General features: G+C 42.2%; 16 protein-coding genes and 1 pseudogene. 8 read left to right on the top strand and 9 right to left on the bottom strand.

Features of this window, described 5'->3' with window-relative positions; all coding sequences use genetic code 11:
- Nucleotide 1 precedes the first annotated feature (1 nt).
- The 5 genes from N7E81_RS11975 to N7E81_RS11955 all read right to left on the bottom strand — a co-directional run bounded on the left by N7E81_RS11975 (nt 2) and on the right by N7E81_RS11955 (nt 4,872).
- Nucleotides 2–928, bottom strand: coding sequence for an aspartate carbamoyltransferase catalytic subunit (locus N7E81_RS11975; protein ID WP_263049821.1), 927 nt, complete (start codon nt 926–928; stop codon nt 2–4).
- Nucleotides 925–1,473, bottom strand: coding sequence for a bifunctional pyr operon transcriptional regulator/uracil phosphoribosyltransferase PyrR (gene pyrR, locus N7E81_RS11970; RefSeq protein WP_263049820.1), 549 nt, complete (start codon nt 1,471–1,473; stop codon nt 925–927). The genes N7E81_RS11975 and pyrR overlap by 4 nt, the downstream gene beginning before the upstream one ends.
- 71 nt (nt 1,474–1,544) lie before the next feature.
- Entirely contained in the window at nt 1,545–3,113 is a 1,569-nt protein-coding gene (locus N7E81_RS11965) for a hypothetical protein (RefSeq protein ID WP_263049819.1), read from the bottom strand.
- Nucleotides 3,114–3,162: 49 nt separating this feature from the next.
- A complete protein-coding gene (locus tag N7E81_RS11960; RefSeq protein WP_263049818.1) occupies nt 3,163–3,570 on the bottom strand; it encodes an EVE domain-containing protein in 408 nt (135 codons plus the stop codon).
- A 60-nt stretch (nt 3,571–3,630) separates the two neighbouring features.
- The gene (locus N7E81_RS11955; protein WP_263049817.1) at nt 3,631–4,872 is read right to left on the bottom strand and encodes a M16 family metallopeptidase; all 1,242 of its coding nucleotides are present in this window, start codon (nt 4,870–4,872) and stop codon (nt 3,631–3,633) included.
- A gap of 259 nt (nt 4,873–5,131) precedes the next feature.
- Between N7E81_RS11955 and N7E81_RS11950 the strand changes: the two are divergent.
- Nucleotides 5,132–6,420 (top strand): annotated as a pseudogene (locus tag N7E81_RS11950) (aminopeptidase P N-terminal domain-containing protein).
- Between the two features lie 15 nt (nt 6,421–6,435).
- Nucleotides 6,436–6,861, top strand: a complete 426-nt coding sequence (locus tag N7E81_RS11945; RefSeq protein ID WP_263049816.1) for a RidA family protein — start codon at nt 6,436–6,438, stop codon at nt 6,859–6,861.
- 118 nt (nt 6,862–6,979) lie between these two features.
- Here N7E81_RS11945 and fabD read toward each other — a convergent pair whose 3' ends face one another.
- Genes fabD through N7E81_RS11925 form a run of 4 tightly spaced genes read right to left on the bottom strand, consistent with a single transcriptional unit; the run spans nt 6,980 to nt 11,157 of the window.
- Entirely contained in the window at nt 6,980–7,852 is an 873-nt protein-coding gene (fabD, locus tag N7E81_RS11940; RefSeq protein WP_263049815.1) for an ACP S-malonyltransferase, read from the bottom strand.
- A 47-nt stretch (nt 7,853–7,899) separates the two neighbouring features.
- Nucleotides 7,900–8,313, bottom strand: coding sequence for a thiol-disulfide oxidoreductase DCC family protein (locus tag N7E81_RS11935; protein WP_263049814.1), 414 nt, complete (start codon nt 8,311–8,313; stop codon nt 7,900–7,902).
- Complete coding sequence (locus N7E81_RS11930) at nt 8,292–10,508, bottom strand: gliding motility-associated C-terminal domain-containing protein (protein ID WP_263049813.1); 2,217 nt, start codon at nt 10,506–10,508, stop codon at nt 8,292–8,294. Before N7E81_RS11930 ends, N7E81_RS11935 begins: the two co-directional genes overlap by 22 nt.
- Nucleotides 10,459–11,157, bottom strand: a complete 699-nt coding sequence (locus tag N7E81_RS11925; RefSeq protein WP_263049812.1) for a hypothetical protein — start codon at nt 11,155–11,157, stop codon at nt 10,459–10,461. The genes N7E81_RS11930 and N7E81_RS11925 overlap by 50 nt, the downstream gene beginning before the upstream one ends.
- A 375-nt stretch (nt 11,158–11,532) precedes the next feature.
- Between N7E81_RS11925 and N7E81_RS11920 the strand changes: the two genes are divergently transcribed.
- From N7E81_RS11920 to dnaE, 6 genes are all read left to right on the top strand, one after another.
- The gene (locus N7E81_RS11920; protein WP_263049811.1) at nt 11,533–12,213 is read left to right on the top strand and encodes a succinate dehydrogenase cytochrome b subunit; all 681 of its coding nucleotides are present in this window, start codon (nt 11,533–11,535) and stop codon (nt 12,211–12,213) included.
- Nucleotides 12,214–12,245: 32 nt separating this feature from the next.
- The gene (locus N7E81_RS11915) at nt 12,246–14,168 is read left to right on the top strand and encodes a fumarate reductase/succinate dehydrogenase flavoprotein subunit (protein WP_263049810.1); all 1,923 of its coding nucleotides are present in this window, start codon (nt 12,246–12,248) and stop codon (nt 14,166–14,168) included.
- 8 nt (nt 14,169–14,176) lie between these two features.
- Nucleotides 14,177–14,929, top strand: a complete 753-nt coding sequence (locus N7E81_RS11910; RefSeq protein WP_263049809.1) for a succinate dehydrogenase/fumarate reductase iron-sulfur subunit — start codon at nt 14,177–14,179, stop codon at nt 14,927–14,929.
- Nucleotides 14,930–15,086: 157 nt separating this feature from the next.
- The gene (locus N7E81_RS11905; RefSeq protein ID WP_263049808.1) at nt 15,087–15,377 is read left to right on the top strand and encodes a hypothetical protein; all 291 of its coding nucleotides are present in this window, start codon (nt 15,087–15,089) and stop codon (nt 15,375–15,377) included.
- A 72-nt stretch (nt 15,378–15,449) separates the two neighbouring features.
- Nucleotides 15,450–16,448: a glycosyltransferase family 2 protein gene (locus tag N7E81_RS11900; protein ID WP_263049807.1), complete on the top strand. Its 999-nt coding sequence runs from the start codon at nt 15,450–15,452 to the stop codon at nt 16,446–16,448.
- A gap of 238 nt (nt 16,449–16,686) precedes the next feature.
- Nucleotides 16,687–20,901, top strand: coding sequence for a DNA polymerase III subunit alpha (dnaE, locus tag N7E81_RS11895; protein ID WP_263049806.1), 4,215 nt, complete (start codon nt 16,687–16,689; stop codon nt 20,899–20,901).
- The last annotated feature ends 10 nt before the right edge of the window (nt 20,902–20,911 follow it).

Below are 20,911 nucleotides of genomic sequence, written 5' to 3'. Positions count from 1 at the left end.
TTTATCTATTGGCTCCTGCGAGGAGATACAATACAGCCATACGTATAGCCACTCCGTTTTCGACCTGATTGAGAATAATGGAATGCTGAGAATCTGCCACATCACTAGTAATCTCTACTCCTCTATTGATAGGCCCTGGGTGCATAATTACAATTTCTTTATCTAAGCGATCGAGCATTTGTTTATTGACTCCGAAGTAGAGCGAGTATTCTCTCAAAGATGGAAAATATTTGATATGTTGCCTTTCCAATTGAATACGAAGAATATTGGCTACATCGCACCATTGCAAAGCCTCAAACACATCAGTCACCACTTGCACACCAAGCGATGTAATGTATTTAGGCACCAGCGTAGCTGGACCACATATCATCACTTCTGCACCCATTTTTTGTAGTGCAAACACATTGGACAGTGCTACTCTGGAATGAATAATATCACCAATGATAGCAATCTTCTTTCCTGCCAAATCTCCTAGTTTTTCTCTCATCGAGAACGCATCAAGTAAAGCCTGTGTAGGGTGCTCATGCGTACCATCTCCTGCATTCACAATGTTGGCATCGATATGCTTGGAGAGGAAATGCGGTGCTCCTGGAGAAGAGTGTCTCATCACGATCATATCCACTTTCATCGCTAGGATATTGTTTACTGTATCCAGTAGAGTCTCCCCTTTCTTGACAGAACTACCCGAAGAGGAAAAATTGATCACATCAGCGGACAATCTCTTCTCTGCTAGTTCAAACGAAAGTTTGGTTCTTGTAGAATTTTCAAAAAAAACATTGGCGATGGTAATATCTCTGAGCGAAGGTACTTTCTTGATCGGCCTATTGATCACATCCTTGAAATTGTCCGCTGTTTCAAAAATCAACTGGATATCATCAGGTGTAAGATCCTTGATACCCAATAAATGTTTGCTACTCAACTGACTCATTTCTTCGAATTATCTATCAACCAAATTTTATCTTCTTTCTTGCCTTGCTCAGTAAGCTCTACAAGGACTTTTTGCGACAGCACAGTATTGACCTGCTTACCAATATAAGTAGCTTCCACAGGAATATCGCGACTATAGGCACGATCTATCAAAGCTAAAAATTCTACTTTAGCAGGCCTTCCAAAGGCTCCCATGGCATCCATGGCAGACTTTACCGACCGACCAGTATACAATACATCATCGATCAGAACCACATGCTTATCTTCGATAATAAAAGGCACCTTGGTTTCGTTAGGAGCCAATGGCTCTTCCCGTCTACGAAAATCATCTCGGTAGAAAGTGATATCCAAATATCCTAATGAAATGGGTTTCTTGATCACCTCTTCCAACTTCGCTTTGATACGCTCTGCCACATAAATACCCTTGGGCTGCAAACCTAGCAATACGGTATTTTCAAACTGATTATGATTTTCAATTAATTGATAGCAAAGACGAGAGATGGTGATACTGAGGTGTTGGCTATTAAGAAGGAGTCTCTTTTGCATGTGTCTTTGATTATGCAAATATAGAAATTAGCCATTCACATATAAAAGTATTTCTATGAGAAGATTTCAGATTATTGATATTGCACCTTATTGATATAGAAAACGCGACGATTTAATTTTACATCTTTGTCTTTCAGGTTTTTGATATGCTGAATACCATAGGCATAAAAATTACCTTCATACCACTTCTCCAACCCTTCCATTTCTTTGTCATTTTCTCTGATTTCATCAGATTTAAAATGTAACTCAATAGGGTCAAAACTTTTACCTTCCAAAATCTCATCATTTTGAATGATTTTAGAACGAATGACATTTTCATATACATAGAGTAAAACAATTCGTTCATCCTCCACGCTGATTTGCACATTTTCTTTAAGTGAATAACTCAGTAAGTCGTTGATTTCAAAGCTATTATCCCAAAGCAACTCTCCTTTTTTACTAAAGCCCACCACTACTGCGTGGGTATATTTATAGCCAATGAAATTAGGGTTGGCAAAACCATTACTAGCACCAAAACCATTCTGGTTATAAAAGTTATTATTACCATAACTGGAATATTTTGGATAATAAGCCTCCCCTATCAGAACATACTCATCATCCTTCTGTATGATATCGTTGATAAGTAGCCTGTAGTTGAACTTGGCTTTCTGCCCTTTCACCTTCTTTCTTTCTATTTTTTCTTTTACTCTTTTTTCTCTTTTGGCTCGCATATAGGAAAAGAAATTTCCTAACTCAGCATAATCATAATAATTGATAAACTCCTGCTTACCCAAATTCAGTTTGGCTAGATACAGCCCCCTAGAATACTCCGACTTGCGTTTTGAATATGTACCTGCCACGTACTGGGTACCATTATCAAAACTAGTAGATACACCGTCGACTAGGCTTTTTTCATACTCGGTATCGAGTGTTTCTGTATGTACAATTTCACCCTTTTCGGTAAAGGTCTTTAGCGACACAGTCACTTGTTTACTTTGTGTTTGCTCACTCATCACCACTGTGAAATTGTTGGTTTTCTTATCCGTTCTTACATCAATGATGCTACTGTTGTTATTGTAAATACCCGGCATTACTTTGGGTTTTGGGTCGTCCAGATCTATAACTGTGATAACAGGACGCATATTAGAATATCCTCCAAAAATCAAACTATTGGCTACCACCTCGAAATGACTTAGTTCTAATGGCAAGGCCAAATTCACTTTATAAGACAATATTTCTTCGCCTGCCAGCCCCATTTGATAGACAGTCATATCATCGAGCTTGTATTGAGACTTGCCAAAAAGCAAGAAAAAACCATGATCACTATAGTCGTAACCCAAAAATACCGATCCATAATTGATAGACAAAGCACGATTCCAAACCACACTCAACGCACTATCCACCAAATACATTTCCCAAACAAAACCCGTCTCCGTCCGGTTAGTTGTTTGCTTTACTACTAGGAGCCCTTTTTCCTGTGCAGAGATGACTATAAAATCCTCATCTTTATTTCCTATTTCAAACTCTATACGTTTAGGCTGTACAATGAACGATTCTTGTTCGGTTGTATCCTGCACAGCATCCTTTTTCTTTTTTTGGCCTAGCGCCAAAGTTTGAAGTCCGAGGATCAATAACACCGTTATATATGTGGCTCTATTCATTTGTTTTTCTCTCCGTGCAAACCTTCAAGCCTGCTTCTACCCTATACGGTTATTTTTGACCTAATGATAATATCAGATCAAATTCTTCTCTTTTGACTGGCTGTACAGAAAGGCGTGAGTTATTGACCAACACCATTTCAGACAAGCGGCTATCATTTTTGATTTGCTCTAATGTAACAGGATTATCTAGTTTGAATTCGGGCATTAGATCTACGACTACCCAGCGGTCATCGTCGGTCGTAGGATCTGGGTAATGCTCTCGTACCACCTTGGCTACACCTACCACACACTTATCATTGACGCTGTGATAAAACAAAGCCATATCGCCTTCTTCCATCTCTCGCATATGCTTTCGAGCTGCATAGTTGCGTACACCATCCCAATGATCTCGTCCCAATTTCACAAAATCGTCCCAAGAGTAAGTATTAGGTTCTGATTTGATTAGCCAGTAGTTCATAAATATCTATTACAATTTCTCCTTTGAAATTTAAATATTTAAATAACCAATCCAAACGGTCTAGTCTCCTATGCTCGGCAAATATTTGAGGATACTCATTTGATCGAAATTCAGCTGTTCGTTGGCCAGCTGTCGAAGTTGTGAGCGAGTGACTCGATCCACTTTTCCAAAGACGCTATCTAGTCCCTCTATCTTCCCATAGTCCAAAATACTTTTGGCCATCATCAGCATAAAATTCTGATGGTTTTCTTCTGACATAGCCAACTGACCTTTGATCTGATTTTTGGCAGTTTGAAGTTGTTTAGAACCCAGCTCCACCTCCATGAGTTTATTTATTTCTTTCTGTACGAGTTGCAAGGATTTTTCCAAATTGGCAGGCTCAGTAGCGTAAAAAATGGAAAACATACCTGTATCGGTAAACGCTTGAAAATTAGATTCAATATTGTAAACCATGCCATAGTTTTCCCTCAAAGACAAATTGAGTCTCGAATTCATCGCATTGCCTCCTAAAATATTGTTTAACACAAAGAAAGGCACTTTTTGCTCTGAGTAAATATTGAACGAGCGACAACCTATACCAACATGTGCTTGCGAAATATCTTTTTTCAAGTCTTCATTTTGAGGACTGTAGCCGTTTACTAATTTCCGGTCGCGCACACAGGATATAGCATCTATAGACAGGAGGTTTTTCTCTATGATTTTCTTCAGTTTTTTCAAAGAATAATTACCCACGGAAGAAAATACCATCCGATGAGTATCGATGTTTTCACTGACAAAGTCTAGAAAATCTCTTTGATTGAAAGACTTGACACTTTCCGAATTGCCTAGGATATTATTACCCAACTGATGGTCTTTAAACACTAAGCAGTCCAACTGATCTTGAATCGCATCTTCTGGACTATCTGCATACATAGACATCTCTTCTAGGATAACTTGACGCTCCTTATTGATCTGAGCATCTGGAAAAATAGAATTGAAGGTAATATCTGTCAGCAAGTCCACGGCCTTGTCCAAGTGATTGTCCAGCACGGCGGCATAAAAACAAATTTTTTCCTTAGTAGTATAGGCGTTCAATTCACCTCCTAGTGATTCGAGACGATTGATAATATGAAAGGCTTTTCTACGCTGTGTACCTTTGAAAGCCATGTGCTCCCAAAAGTGAGCAATCCCCTGCTGGTGAGGTTCTTCGTCTCTGCTACCGATATCTAGCATCAGTGCACAGTGGGCAATTTTAGTATTTGAAACTTGTCTATGAACCACCCTGATCCCATTGGGCAATTCCCACAACTCGTAATCCATCATATAACTCAATTCGAAGGCACAAAGCTATACATTTTGCAAGCGAGAAATGGCCGATCATTCGAAATGAATGATTCAATATTTTTGCACGGTTATACTGGGTTCGTATACCAAGTGTCAGACTAGTTCAACAGAAAAGCCAAAAAAAGTATTACGTGCCCGTTTTCGATCGTAAGAAAAGTTAGATTTACCTATGTAATTCACATGCTACTCACAGCTAGTAATTGCAACCTGTTTATCCAAAAACAAAAATGATACAACCATGAAATATCTACCTATAGGACAAGACCTATTCATTGCCAATCGAAAAAAAATTAGCGCCAAGCTAAAACCTAGGGCAGTAGCGATACTCAACTCCAGCGATATCATGCCCACCTCTGCAGACGGTACTATGCCGTTCAGACAAGATGCCAATTTATTTTACCTAACAGGAATCGATCAAGAAGAATCAATCTTATTGCTCGCTCCCGATTTTCCCGACGAACGATACAGAGAAGTCCTCTTTTTGCGGGAAACCAATGAAGAAATAGCCGTCTGGGAAGGTCATAAATACACCAAACAAGAAGCAGAAGAAACCTCTGGCATCAAAACCGTAAAGTGGCTCAGCGAATTTGAAGCAGCTTTGAACATCATTTTGGCAGAAAGCGAATACATCTACCTAGACACCAACGAACACATCCGCAATGGCTCACAAGTAGAAACACGTACAGATCGATTTGTAAAATGGTGTCAGGCCAATTTTCCACTCCATCGATACGAACGACTGGCCCCACACCTCTACGACCTCCGCAGTGTAAAAGAACCTCGAGAAATAGAATTGATCCAGCATGCCTGCGACATTACTGAGATTGGATTTAGAAGGGTTTTAGAATTTACAAAACCTGGTGTGTGGGAATATGAATTAGAGGCAGAACTTTCCTATGAGTTCTTACGAAATCGGGCTACAGGATTCGCTTATGACCCCATCATAGCAGCTGGCGCCAATTCTTGTGTATTGCATTATGTGGAAAACAACAAACAATGCCATGACGGAGATGTGATTTTATTCGACGTAGCGGCATCATATGCCAACTACAATGCGGATATGACACGAGTCATTCCTACGAATGGCAGTTTACCAAAAGACAGCGACAAGTATATGATGCAGTCTTACGCGTGAAAAATGAGGCGACTGAACTCCTCACCCCTAGCAACACCATACCAGAATATCACAAGGCCGTTGGCGAAATCATGGAAAAAGAGCTCATAACACTTGGGCTCATCAGCAAAACAGACATACAAAAGCAAGATCCGGACTGGCCTGCCTACAAGAAGTATTTTATGCACGGCACCTCACACCACTTAGGACTCAATGTACATGATGTGGCTAGCGTTTATAAAAAATTCGTACCAGGCATGGTATTTACCGTAGAGCCAGGTATTTATATCCCAGAAGAACAAATTGGAATTCGTCTAGAAGACAATATTGTGATCACTAAAGACGGACACCGCAACCTGATGAAAAACATCCCTATACATGCAGAAGAAATAGAAAGCTTAATGAACGCCTAAATCTCCCCCAAAAAGATGAACAACGAATCTATAAAAAACGCCAACGAAGCTCCAGAACCAGTAGGACTCTACCCTCATGCCCGAAAAGTGGGCAACCTCCTGTTCCTATCTGGTGTAGGCCCTCGCCAAAGAGGTTCTAAACAAATACCTGGTGTTACGCTTGATTCCGAAGGCAATATCAAATCCTATGACATAGCGGCTCAATGTCATTCGGTATTCAAAAACATTCGTTTGATACTAGAGGCTGCTGGTTCGTCTTGGGATCAGCTCGTAGATGTGACGGTATTTCTCACCAATATGAAAGATGATTTCAAAGTCTATAATGAGATCTATGCAGAGTACTTCAAGGATAATCAACCTTGCCGAACCACGGTAGAAATTAATAACCTTCCCACACCAATCGCCATAGAACTGAAATGCGTGGCTACTATTGATATGTAAAGGCTACGAATGAGGCAGCCCAATACCATATAAAAAAGTCATCGAACATTTATAATGTCCGATGACTTTTAAAGAGCTGCTTATTCTCCTCAATCGGAAGTAGACAAAAGACCTCTGATTAGATTCCGCTTACCTCAGCTTCTCTGTGTATCTTTTTTACCAGCCCTTGAAGCACTTTCCCTGGCCCACATTCGACAAATGCTGTGGCGCCGTCGGCGACCATCTGCTCTACTGACTGCGTCCATCGTACAGGTGCCGTGAGCTGCGCAATCAAATTAGCTTTAATCTCGTCTACACTGCTATGTGCCTTGGCATCCACGTTTTGGTACACTGGGCAAATCGGCTGAGAAAATACAGTTGCTTCGATCGCAGCAGCCAATTGCTCTCTGGCAGGCTCCATGAGTGGAGAGTGAAACGCTCCACCTACCGGCAATGGCAAGGCTCTTTTAGCACCTGCTTCTTTCATCTTTTCACACGCCAGTTCGATACCTGCATTGGACCCTGATATTACTAATTGGCCTGGGCAGTTGTAGTTGGCCGCTACTACCACATCTTCTATGCTAGCGCAAATTTCTTCTACTTTATCATCTTCCAATCCTAGAATAGCTGCCATCGTAGATGGATTCAGCTCACAAGCTTTCTGCATGGCCTGTGCGCGCTGCGAGACCAATTTCAAACCGTCTTCGAAAGTCAATGTACCGTTGGCCACCAAGGCTGAAAATTCTCCCAAAGAATGTCCTGCTACCATTTCTGGTTTAAAGTCATCATTGACCAAAGCAGAAACCACTGAGTGAATAAAAACAGCTGGCTGAGTCACCTTTGTCTCTTTCAACTCATCTGCAGAACCTTCAAACATGATTTTAGTAATATTAAAACCTAAAATTTGATCTGCACTATCGAAAAGTATTTTGGCTTTGCTTGAGCTCTCATATAAATCTTTACCCATACCGGTAAACTGAGCGCCTTGTCCTGGGAATACGTATGCTTTCATTTTGTAATTGATTAAAAATTTGGTCGCAAACTTAAACCAAAAACAAATCAATCTAAAAACCGACCTCTGACTGCTGGAGAAGGAAGTATACAGGCATCGGCTTGCCCCATCAATTTGTACCGATGCTTGGCTACTAGGTTATAGAAAAAATTGGTAATAAACGGTGGTAAAATTCCAAAACCAGCTACCCATCGCCATGGCGATTTTAGATAAGTAGCTATTTTAAACGCCGCCTTGGCATGCGTCGAAAGTTGTCCATTTACTGCATAGAGTAAGCTATCCGTATAGTCCAGCGGAAGATTATGAGCTTTGAGGATCGCCTGGCCAGTTTCGGACTGTAGCGGTGCAAAGTGCAAGGAAGAATTGCGCTCATGATCCAGAATAAAATTGACTGAGCTATTGCAAAAAGTACAAACACCATCGTAAAGCACAAGTGGATTTATTTGAGTATTTGTATCCATCCCTTAAATGTCTTTTTGTTGTCTTCTTGATCCAATAAATCGAATGTCACATCTGCGCCATAAAAATACACGCCTGCGGGCAATTCACGTCCAGTATTGGTAGCACCATCCCAATTAATCAAAATACTATTCACACTTTGTCCTTCTCCACCCGTAGTGGCAGAATTGAAATCAAAAATGACTCCTCCTGCACGATCAAAAACTTTGAACTCGACATGCTCCACAAAACGTGGACATAGGGAATAGTCGAAGTTGGCGACGTCTTTATTATTCACCACGTCATTGTAGGGAGTAAATGTTTCGTTGATAGACTGGCTATCATTGTCTGGCGAGAATGCATTTGGCAACACATAATTTGGGCAATTATCAGCACAAATAGTCTGCTCCACATCCCAGTCACCTTCGTTGCCTGCCTTATCTACAGCTGTTATTCTATAACAGCCCTTGAACGAAGCCAAACCTGTATGGGTGTAAGAAGTACCTAGCACTTCAGCCACATAATCTTGCCCCTTCTCTCCAAATCCTTCCTCCGATCCATCTTCTGAAAAATAAATTCTATATGATTTTACATCATTGTCGCATGCACCAAAATCATAATCCCAATTGAGATCTCTAAAGAAATTAGAAAACGAGCACTTTTGATTAGCCAAATAAGTAGTACAATCGAAATCTGCATCAAACGTCAACACTGGGGCACAATTAGGCGCAACACCATCATCGAGCTGTGCTGAGTTGAACTGAGATTTGTTTACTATTGGGTCTTCTATCAAATCATTACCATAACTCCCTCTAGTCACTACATAATAATAGTAAACCAAATCAGAATTCAAGGGATTATCAGCTGCATCATTAATGTCTTCGTAATGCAACCCCTCCTGAGTCACATCCATACTTACTAATGAGTCGAAATCTGCCAAAGTCAAATTCGCTGGATTTATAAATCCATCATCTTCATACCTATATATGGTATGATAATATTTATCGACAGGATCAGTCACATCTGGTTGTACAATGTTGGACCATGGAGCTATGGCTTCCCAGTTCAAAATAATGGCCTCAGTAGTAGCACTCACCTCCAACCATGCCGACGAAGCTGACGCAGACCAATCAATAGGAGTTGTTTCTCCCTTTAGCATCATATTGATTACATAATGATAAGCATTCGATTGGGTGTTTAGCCCTGTATCGGTATAAGATAGCGTATTGATTGGTGGAACATACTGTATGGCCGACTGCAAAGTATCTGGATTGCTAAACCCACTCTTTCCCGTAAATCGTACGATTTCGTATTCATAGTCATTCAAATCCAAATCCTCTGGCAACTGCCACTTCACGAAAATCTGTCCATCAGTTTCTTTAGTTTTTTCTACATCCACTTCTATGATGATTGGAGCCGTGAGTCCCATCTCGACACAAACCTCCGTGGAGGCATAACTCTCACCACCAGCAGGACTTGGAAAGATCGCTACAATCCGATAACAGTACTTGGCTCCTGGTGCGAGCCTCATCCCATGATTGTCATCAAAGTACGAGGTATTTGCAATGGCTACTGTATCTATCAACTGGTAGCCAGCAGATTCGGGAAGCCCTACATTACAATCTTGGGCTAGAAAATCATACGAATCTACACGACGCCATATCTGCATCTTGCTCGCTCCTATACATCCTGCATAAGAATCCCAATCCAGTTGTACTGTCCTACCTGGCTGTATGTCAGCCATCAAGCCAGTAGGTGCCGGCGCCACCACCGTTATATTCCATGTTTTGAAGTCCACCAACTTTGGCCCTAATTCAGGTAGATCAGTCGCTTTCAACTGCACTTCATATGGCCTTTCTCTCACAGACTCGCAGGTCGTATTCCACTGAAAAGATACACTTGCAGGCGAATTTTGAAACACCCCCTCTGGAGTAATTTTCGCACTGTTTTCTCCCTGTTCAAATGGGCCACCAAAAGCTTCTATTTTCACCTTATGTCCATCAGGATCCATGGCAGTAATCGTCTCATTGATGGTCGTACCAGCCTCCACGCACAAATCTGGTGGCGGGGTTATTTCTGGCCGTTCATTGTCAGTATCTTCTATGATGATCTGCATATCGCGCGTAAGCGAACCCAACAAGAACCAAGCGCCTTCTTTTAATCGCCATTCATCTACTATAAAAGCAATATTGTATTCCCCAGGCGCTTCCTGGTGCATCCCAAGTCAAACTCCCTGTAATGGGATTAATATTAAACACTGGAACATCCGTAAGCTCTTCATTGCCATGCAAATAATCATCGTAAAACGAAGGATCGGCAGGCGACATATAATTATTCACTTCACGTCCTAGCGCTTGCTTAGGTACAGTCAGGCGATAAGACAAACTATCTCCGTCGCTATCGTAAGCACCAGGATTATGCAAAAATGCAGCCCCTACTGCTCCTTTATCTATCGGAGGCACGAGAAATACTGGTGTATTATTCAACCCAATGAATGGATCAATCAAAATAGTCGTTTCGATATAAAAAGGAGTATCTACAGAATTAGACATGTTTTGAACTCCTGCATTTCTGTTTTGCTCTACATAGCGGATGGTATATTTTCCTGGAGCAGAAAAGGTATGTGAAATTTCGAAGAAGTTATAAGCTACTTCATCTTCTAGTAGTACTGTACCATTGCTAGAGGAGGCCTCGGATAGTGTGACTATCGTACCATCTCCAAAATCCAACTCTCCCCCACCAAATATAACTGTAGAGCCTGTATCTGTATATCCTTTAACCGTAAACTGATACGTGAGTGTAGTATTAGAACTTCTTATGGCAATGATCTCCCCTGCCCTAATATGGGTAGCATATGATTTTTCCAAACAAAAAAATACTGAGATAAAAAATAGCCCTGCAATTTTAAGTATCGAATGGTAATTCATTAAAGTCAGTTTTTTATTCAAATTCATTGCTGAAACAATCATTTTGCCTCATCCCCTAGCCATTGAGCACCATGATCATCCAATAGCAAAAGAATCTTTGGGTTTAAAGATATAAGATAAACGGCATTGTAGTCGAAAATGATCTAGCAATCTCTAAATTATTTGGCCTCAAAATTTTGATTTTCACAACACTCCCTCATCCTAATTTATAATTAGTCTAAATACTAAAACTGAATATTGCATTCCATTGCTTGGTATGCGCCCCAACTATATATTTGGGGCATCATTAGCATCTAAATTTTCAACAATCGAAGTATGAGTTGGTTTACAAAAACACTTTCAGGCAGCGTCGGCAAAAAACTCTTGATGGCACTGACTGGGCTATTTCTAATTTTATTTCTAGTCATACACTTGGCTGGAAACCTACAGCTACTTTTTAATGATGGCGGTAAGGCGTTTAATATCTACGCGACGAGCATGGCTCACAACCCCTTCATTAAGGTCGTTTCTTATGGCAACTTCTTCTTTATCATAGTGCACATCATCGATGGCATTATACTTACGATGAAGAACAAAGCCGCTAGAAATGTAAGATACAAAGTACCTACCAAAGACTCTAAGAGTAGTTGGGCATCCAAAAACATGGCATTGCTAGGGATCATTACTCTGATCTTTATCATCGCTCACCTCAAAGGATTTTGGTTTGAATTCAAATTCGGAGCCATCCCATTTACTACCTATGACGGCGTAGAATACAAAGACGTATATCAGATCGTAGCCGCTACTTACGCGCAGCCACTATTTGCTGGTTTTTATGTGATCTGTATGATCTTCTTAGGCTTGCACCTTTCGCATGGCTTCTCTAGTGCTTTTCAGTCCATGGGGCTTAATCACAAAAAGTACACTCCTTTCATCACGAAGCTTGGTTTGCTTTACTCTATCCTGATTCCATTAGGATTTGCGAGCATTCCGATCATCATGTTTTTAAGAGGATAAATCAATTTAGAAAAAATTAAGACCTATATATAATGGCTTTAGATTCCAAAATACCTGAAGGACCGTTAGCTGAGAAGTGGACCAAGCACAAATTCAAAAGCAAGCTGGTCAACCCTGCCAACAAAAGAAAATATGACGTAATCGTAGTAGGTACTGGACTAGCTGGTGCCGCCGCTGCTGCCTCTTTTGGTGAGCTCGGCTACAACGTCAAGTCCTTCTGTTTTCAAGATAGCCCAAGACGGGCACACAGTATTGCCGCTCAGGGCGGTATCAATGCTGCAAAAAATTATCAAAACGATGGTGATTCAGTATTCAGACTATTCTATGACACCATCAAAGGTGGTGACTATAGAGGTCGGGAAGCCAACATTCACCGTCTGGCTGAAGTATCGGTCAACATCATAGATCAATGCGTAGCACAAGGCGTACCTTTCGCTAGAGAATATGGAGGCACCTTGTCCAACCGATCTTTTGGTGGTGCACAAGTCTCTCGTACATTCTATGCAAGAGGCCAAACAGGACAGCAATTACTACTCGGTGCTTATAGTGCACTCAGCAGACAAGTAGCATCTGGCAAAGTACAGCTACATGCCAGAACAGAGATGTTGGACGTAGTGATTGTAAATGGCCAGGCCAGAGGTATCGTTACTAGAAACCTGATTACAGGCAAAATCGAATCACACAGCGCCCATGCCGTGGTATTAGCCACAGGTGGGTACGGCAACGTATTCTTCCTATCTACCAATGCCATGGGATCTAACGTGACCGCTGCCTGGAGAGCGCACAAAAAAGGCGCATTCTTTGGCAACCCATGCTACACCCAGATCCACCCTACTTGTATTCCTGTATCAGGCGATCATCAGTCTAAGTTGACCTTGATGTCTGAATCTCTAAGAAACGACGGAAGAATCTGGGTACCTAAGACAGCCGTAAAGGGATTGAAAGCAGCAGACGCAGCTAAGATCACCGAAGAAGACAGAGATTACTACCTAGAAAGGAAATACCCTGCCTTTGGCAACTTGGTACCACGAGATGTGGCTTCGAGAAATGCCAAGCAAATGTGCGATGAAGGCCGTGGCGTAGGCCCTAGCGGACTCGCAGTATTCCTAGACTTCAAAGACGCAATCAAAAGAGATGGTTTAGAAACCATCAAAGGAAAATATGGCAACCTGTTCGATATGTACGAACAGATCACAGGTGACAACCCATACGAAATGCCGATGATGATCTACCCTGCGGTACACTATACCATGGGCGGACTTTGGGTAGATTACAACCTGATGACTACCGTTCCGGGATTATACGCTGCTGGTGAAGCCAACTTCTCAGACCACGGCGCCAATAGACTAGGCGCGAGTGCTTTGATGCAAGGATTGGCGGATGGCTACTTCGTATTGCCATATACTATTGGTGATTATCTGGCAGACATGCCATATGACAAGATCTCTACGGATCACGAAGAATTCCAAAAAGCAGAGACTGCCGTCAAAGAAAGGATCAACACCCTGCTCAACATCAATGGAGACAAGACGGTAGATGATTTCCATAAGGAACTGGGCCACATCATGTGGGAATACTGTGGGATGGCACGAAACGAAGAAGGTTTGAAAATTGCTAAAGAAAAGATCAAAGCGCTCAAAAAAGAGTTTTGGAGCAATGTGAAAGTGCTTGGCGAAAACGAAGAAATGAATATGTCTTTGGAGAAAGCAAATCGAGTAGCTGATTTCATTGAACTAGGAGAATTGATGATCGACGATGCTCAGAACCGTAAGGAATCTTGTGGTGGTCACTTCCGTGAAGAGTCACAAACCCCTGAAGGAGAAGCACTCAGAATTGACGATGAGTTCTCTTATGTAGCCGCTTGGGAATACAAAGGCGAAGACCAAGAAGAAGAACTACACAAAGAGCAACTCGAATTCGAAAATGTGAAATTGACTCAAAGAAGCTATAAATAAGAACTGATATGAATCTGAAATTAAAAATCTGGAGACAGAAAAACGCTGAAGATAAAGGTGCATTCGAATCATACGATGTTTCGGACGTGTCCCCTGACATGTCATTTCTTGAAATGCTTGACGTGTTGAACGAAAACCTTTCTAGAGAAGGAAAGGATCCTGTACACTTTGATCATGATTGTAGAGAAGGCATATGCGGTATGTGTTCACTATACATCAATGGAAAACCTCACGGCCCTAAAGATGCCGTAACCACTTGTCAGCTTCACATGAGAAGCTTCAAGGATGGTGATATCATCGTGATCGAACCATGGAGAGCCTCTGCCTTCCCTGTGCACAAGGATTTGGTGGTAGACCGCAGTTCATTCGACAGAATCATCCAAGCGGGTGGTTATGTAAATGTAAATACAGGTGGCGTGCCTGATGCCAACGAAATCGCGATTCCTAAAGTGATCGCCGATGAAGCCATGGATGCCGCACAGTGTATCGGATGTGGCGCTTGTGTAGCCGCTTGCAAAAACGCATCTGCGATGCTGTTTACGGCAGCCAAAGTTTCTCAACTGGCTTTATTGCCACAAGGACAAGTAGAAAGGCATTCAAGAGTAGAAGCCATGGTAGCTCAGATGGAAGAAGAAGGTTTTGGCAACTGTACCAATACCCAAGCTTGTGAGGCCGTTTGTCCTAAAGAGATCAGCGTGACTCACATTGCAAGGTTGAATAGAGAATATCTAGCAGCTAAGGCTTCGTCGGATAACATCTAAGAGGCACTTTTAAAAAGACTGTTTCAAAAGTTAGTATTTCTCATAAAAGGAGAACTGTTTATAGAAAAATATACTGACATCATTTTGAAACAGTTTTTTTTCACTTAATACTGGAGTTTCAAAACAGCTCCCAGTCAACTTTCAACTAAATCAAACTATGAATAAGTTTAAAAATGCACTTATGATGGCAGCATTCATTCTGCCAGTTTTATTTATCGCAACTTCTTGTGGAGATGATGACGATGATTCTAAATGGACTCAAGAACAAGTAGATGAAGCTGTAAGCGACTGCGTTGAAGAAGGTACAGACAAGGAAGATTGCGAATGCTTTATTGGAAAAGTATCCAGAGAATATGAATATGATGCTTTCCAAGACGATGATTTTGACTTAGGTGACCTTGCCAAGTTGTTAGAATTTGCTGATGCTTGTGGCATTTCTCTTCAATAAGTAATACCCTTTGTTAACCAATAAAAAAAGATTCATCTCAGCGAGGTGAATCTTTTTTTGTTTCATATAAAAATGATGAATCTATCCGTCATCCTACCCTACTACAACGCCGCACACACGCTAAAGGAAGCCACCCAAAGCATCCTCAATCAAACCTACTCAGACTTCGAGCTGCTTCTGATCGACAACAACTCGACCGACCACAGCACTGAAATCGCCAAACAATTAGCCAGCAGCGACCCGAGAATCAAACTACTTACTGAACCATGCCAAGGCGTAGTCTTCGCTGCCAACACAGGCATGGCAGCCGCCATTGGCAAATACATCGCCCGCATGGATGCCGATGATGTCGCTCACCCAGAAAGACTCGAAAGACAATTTAACCACCTTGAATCCAATCTTTCCCTCTCCATCTCCGCCACACAAGTCAAATACCAATCAGAAAAAGATACACCAGATGACTTTGAGCACTTCGTACAATGGAGCAATAGCCTAATCTCATGGGACAATATTTACCACAATCGATTCGTAGAATTTCCTATAGTCAACCCTACGCTTATGTTTAGAAAATCTATTCTCGATGAGGTTGGCTATCTAAGAGAAGGAAACTTTCCTGAAGATTACGAGTGGTTTCTCCGCACTACCTCTAAAAATCACAAAATCGAAAAATTGCCCCTCCCCCTACTCGATTGGCACGACAGCCCACATCGACTCACTCGCACCGATGACCGCTACGATACAGATGCCTTTTTCAACATCAAAACTAAGTACTTGGCTCAACATCTGATAAGCATCAATCAAGAAGAAGTTTGGATCTGGGGTGCTGGCAAGCTAGGCTTCAAAAGAAGCCAACTCCTCCTTCAAGAAGGAATAACAATAGCAGGCTACATCGACATCAAAAAGACCAAACAACTGGCGCACTATCCCTGCGTGCATTTTGAGCAAATCTCCCTGTCTGATCAGCCGTTCATCCTTAGTTACATTACCAACAGAGGTCGGCGAGATGAAGTGAGAAGTTTCCTTAATACCAAAAAGTATACAGAAGGTGAAAATTATATCATAGCAGGTTAATTAGATATAGGCCTTTCCTAAAAGTCATCACTGCAGAAAAGTTCTATCCACTGTGGAAAACTTCCTCCCAATATCCAGCGTATATCCAGCCAAAATTTCTAGTTTTAAAGTCCGATTCGCACTTACGAAATACCACCATATCATTTCGAATGCAGGAAGAAATCTAACCATAGATTCACCAATCATTACCGTTTAGATTTTTCTCTCTGGTCGAAATGACAAAAAACAAAGAGCACCCATGTACCTGATATTTGATACTGAGACCACTGGCTTACCCAAAAACTACAATGCACCTTTAGAGGACTTAGATAACTGGCCTCGATTGGTACAACTGGCCTGGCAAGTACATGCAAATGACGGTTCGCTCATCAGCGACAAAAACTACATCATCAAGCCAGAGGGATACACCATTCCCTTCAATGCGCAAAAAATTCACGGTATCTCTACCAAAAGAGCCGAAGAAGAAGGGCATGATCTAAATGAAGTCCTCAGCATCTTCTCCGAAGACCTGACGAAAATCAAAGCAGTAATTGGGCACAATGTAGAGTTTGACCTCAACATCGTGGGCGCAGAATACCTGCGTAAGGAAAGGAACAATGACTTATCTACTGTAGACGCTATCGACACCAAAGATGAGTCTACAGAATTTGTAGCCATCCCCGGCCGAGGTGGCAAATTCAAATGGCCTACCCTCACCGAGCTACATACCAAACTCTTTGGGGTAGGCTTCGACGATGCGCACGATGCCGCCTACGATGTAGATGCTACCGCCAAGTGTTTCTTTGGGCTAGTGACCGAAGGCGTGATCGCGCCATTGGACGATACGACCAAGGAGGATATCAAATATGAGGCACCAGACTTAGCTGCCGCCAACTTTGCCGTAAAGGACAAAAAACAAGGCATAGACATCGACCTAGATGCCGCCAAAGAAATCACGTCTCCTTACTGCCACCTCCATGTTCATTCGCAGTTTTCGGTCTTGCAGGCCACCCCAAAGATCAAACCACTCATTGCCAAAGCCAAAGAGCTGGGCATGCCCGCAGTAGGGCTCACAGACTTGGGCAACATGTATGGTGGTTATCACTTTGTAGAAGGAGCCATCAAAGAAGGTATCAAACCTATTCTTGGCCAGGAATTTTTTATTTCAGAAGAGCGTCAAACACTCAAATTCACCAAGGACAGTCCTGATCGAATGACCAGAATTGTACTCATGGCAAAAAACAAAAAAGGCTATCACAACCTAGCCAAACTTTCCTCTCTAGGACACATGGAAGGCCTCTATGGCTTCTATCCTCGGATTGACAAAGAACTAATCAAGCAATACAAAGATGACTTGATTTGCCTCACTGGCGGATTGATGTGTGAAGTCCCTTCTCTAGCATTGAACCAAGGAGAAGAACAAGCAGAAAAGGCTCTTTTATGGTGGAAAGAGCTATTCGGTGCGGATCTATATATCGAGCTCAATAGACACGGTCTCGATGAGGAAAACCACCTCAATGATATTCTCCAAGGGTTTGCGAAGAAGCATGACATCAAACTCATTGCCTCTAATCATGTACACTATCTGGACAAGCATGAATCCAAAGCACACGACGTGCTACTCTGCATCAAAGATGGAAAGAGTATCAATGACGAAGTAGGCAGAGGACGAGCTTATAGAGATGCCCTGCCCAACGACCAGTATTATTTCAAAACCCAAGAGGAAATGAAAGCCCTCTTTGCAGATATCCCTGAAGCAATTGAGAATATCCAAGGACTTATTGATTCGGTAGAAGAATATCGATTGTCTAGAGATGTATTATTGCCTGCCTTCGATATCCCTAACGAATTTAAAGACGCCAAAGATGAAGAAGATGGAGGCAAACGAGGCGAGAACAATTTTCTTCGCCACCTCACCTACGAGGGTGCCAAAAAGCGCTATGGTGAAATCACAGATGAAATTACAGAAAGACTTGATTTTGAACTAAAAACCATTGAAAACTCTGGTTATCCAGGCTATTTCTTAATTGTGCAGGATTTTACCACCAAATCGAGAGAGATGGGTGTATCCGTAGGTCCTGGTCGTGGATCGGCTGCAGGATCGGCTGTTGCCTACTGTATCGGCATCACCAATGTAGATCCGATCGCTTACGATCTACTTTTTGAGCGTTTTCTAAATCCTGACCGTGTATCACTACCCGATATTGATATTGACTTTGACGACGAAGGACGCGACAAAGTCATCCAATACGTGATCGATAAATATGGCAAAACACAAGTCGCACAAATCATCACCTACGGCACCATGGCTGCCAAATCCTCCATTCGTGATTCTGGTCGTGTGATGGAGCTGCCCTTATCTGAAACGGATTCTATTGCCAAGCTCATTCCCGAAAGGCCTGGAATCAGCTTAGACAAGGCCTTTAAAGAAGTGAAAGAACTCCAATCCATGGAAACAGGTCATGGATTGAAATCTGAAGTGATACAGCAAGCAAGGGTACTCGAAGGATCTGTGAGAAATACAGGTATTCATGCCTGTGGGGTTATCATCACGCCAAGCGACATTACACTACACGTGCCTGTAGGTGTAGCCAAAGATTCAGATCTGCTTGTCACTCAATTCGACAACAGTGTAGTCGAAAGTGCGGGCATGTTGAAGATGGACTTTTTGGGACTCAAAACCCTATCGATCATCAAGACAGCTTGCGCCAACGTGAAAAAACGACATGGTATAGAGATCATTCCCGACGACATTCCGCTCGACGACAAAAAAACTTACGAACTGTACCAGCGTGGCGAGACCAACGGTACGTTTCAGTTTGAGTCGCCCGGCATGCAGAAGCATTTGCGCTCGCTGAAGCCGGATAGATTCGAGGATTTGATCGCAATGAACGCACTCTATCGACCAGGACCAATGGAGTACATCCCTAACTTTATTGCCAGAAAAATGGGCACTGAGGAGATCGTCTATGACCTCGAAGGGATGGAAGAATACTTAGCCGAGACTTATGGCATTACCGTCTATCAGGAGCAAGTAATGCGACTTTCTCAGAAGCTAGCTGGATTTACCAAAGGTGAAGCCGACATGCTTAGAAAAGCGATGGGTAAGAAGATCCAGGCCATCCTAGATCAGCTAAAACCCAAGTTTGTAGAGGGGTGTCTCGAACGCGGACACGAGGAGAAAATGATACAGAAGGTTTGGAAAGACTGGGAAGCTTTTGCTGCCTATGCCTTCAACAAGTCTCACTCAACTTGCTACTCGGTAGTGGCCTACCATACCGCATACCTCAAAGCCCACTACCCTGCCGAATACATGGCAGCCGTACTCACGCACAACCAAAACAACATAGAGAAAGTCAGCTTCTTTATGGAGGAATGTCGGGTACGTAAAATACCAGTACTTGGCCCTGACGTAAACGAATCAGGTGTTTTTTTTCAAGTCAACACTGAAGGGCAGATTAGATTTGGCATGGGAGCCATCAAAGGTGCAGGTGAGGCAGCCGCCCTCTCGATCATTGAAGAACGAGAAGCCAATGGGAAATTTAAAGACTTCTTTGATTTCGTTACTCGAATCAATCTACGCTCTGTAAATAAGAAAACGCTCGAGGCGCTAGCGCAATCAGGAGGATTTGACTGCTTTGAAAGCTACCATAGACGCCAATATCTGATCACTGACGACGGCGAACCTAGCCTGATCGAAAAAGCCGTTAAGTATGCCAACAAAATGGAACAGGAAGAAGCCAGCGCACAGGCATCACTCTTCGGTGGCGAATCTGGCGTATCTGTACCTACACCTACGGTGTCAGCTGTAGAGCCATTTAGTGAGTTAGAAAAACTAAGGATCGAAAAAGAAGTAGTCGGGCTATACATCTCTGGCCATCCATTGGATCAGTTCAAGTTTGAAATTGAACAATTTTGCAACACCACCATCAAAGAGCTCAACGGCGATCTGGCTGAATTACAAAAGAAAGGCAGTATCAAAATAGGCGGGCAAGTCTCAGCTGTCGGTCATCGTGTAACTAAGACAGGCAAACCCTTTGGCACCATTACTTTGGAGGATTTTACAGATTCTTTTACTTTTTTCTTGTTTTCAGACGATTACATCAAATTCAAAGAATATTTCGAAACAGGTTGGTTCCTTTATTTTCAATGTGGCGTACAAAACCGCTGGAAAGGTGAAGAACTAGAGCTGAAAGTAAAATCCATGCACCTGCTCACTGAAATCAGAGATGAAAAAACTAAGGGTTTGAACTTAAGAATCAATCTCAAAGACGTAAATGAAAACCTAATCGTTGAAATCAAAAAACTAACCACCCAATATGCAGGCAATAGCTTGCTCAAGCTTGACATCGTAGATGAGGAAGCCAATATGCAAGTAAACTTACTCTCCAGAAAAGTAAAGATTGAGCCCAACAATGGTCTACTAGAAAAATTGGAAGCAATGGATGAAGTTCAGTACAAGGTGATTGCGTAGTCCTCAACAA

This window comes from Reichenbachiella carrageenanivorans, assembly GCF_025639805.1.
GTDB classification, from domain to species: domain Bacteria; phylum Bacteroidota; class Bacteroidia; order Cytophagales; family Cyclobacteriaceae; genus Reichenbachiella; species Reichenbachiella carrageenanivorans.
The sequence above is the reverse complement of the archived record's forward strand: the minus strand, read 5'-3'. Positions and strand labels throughout refer to the sequence as shown.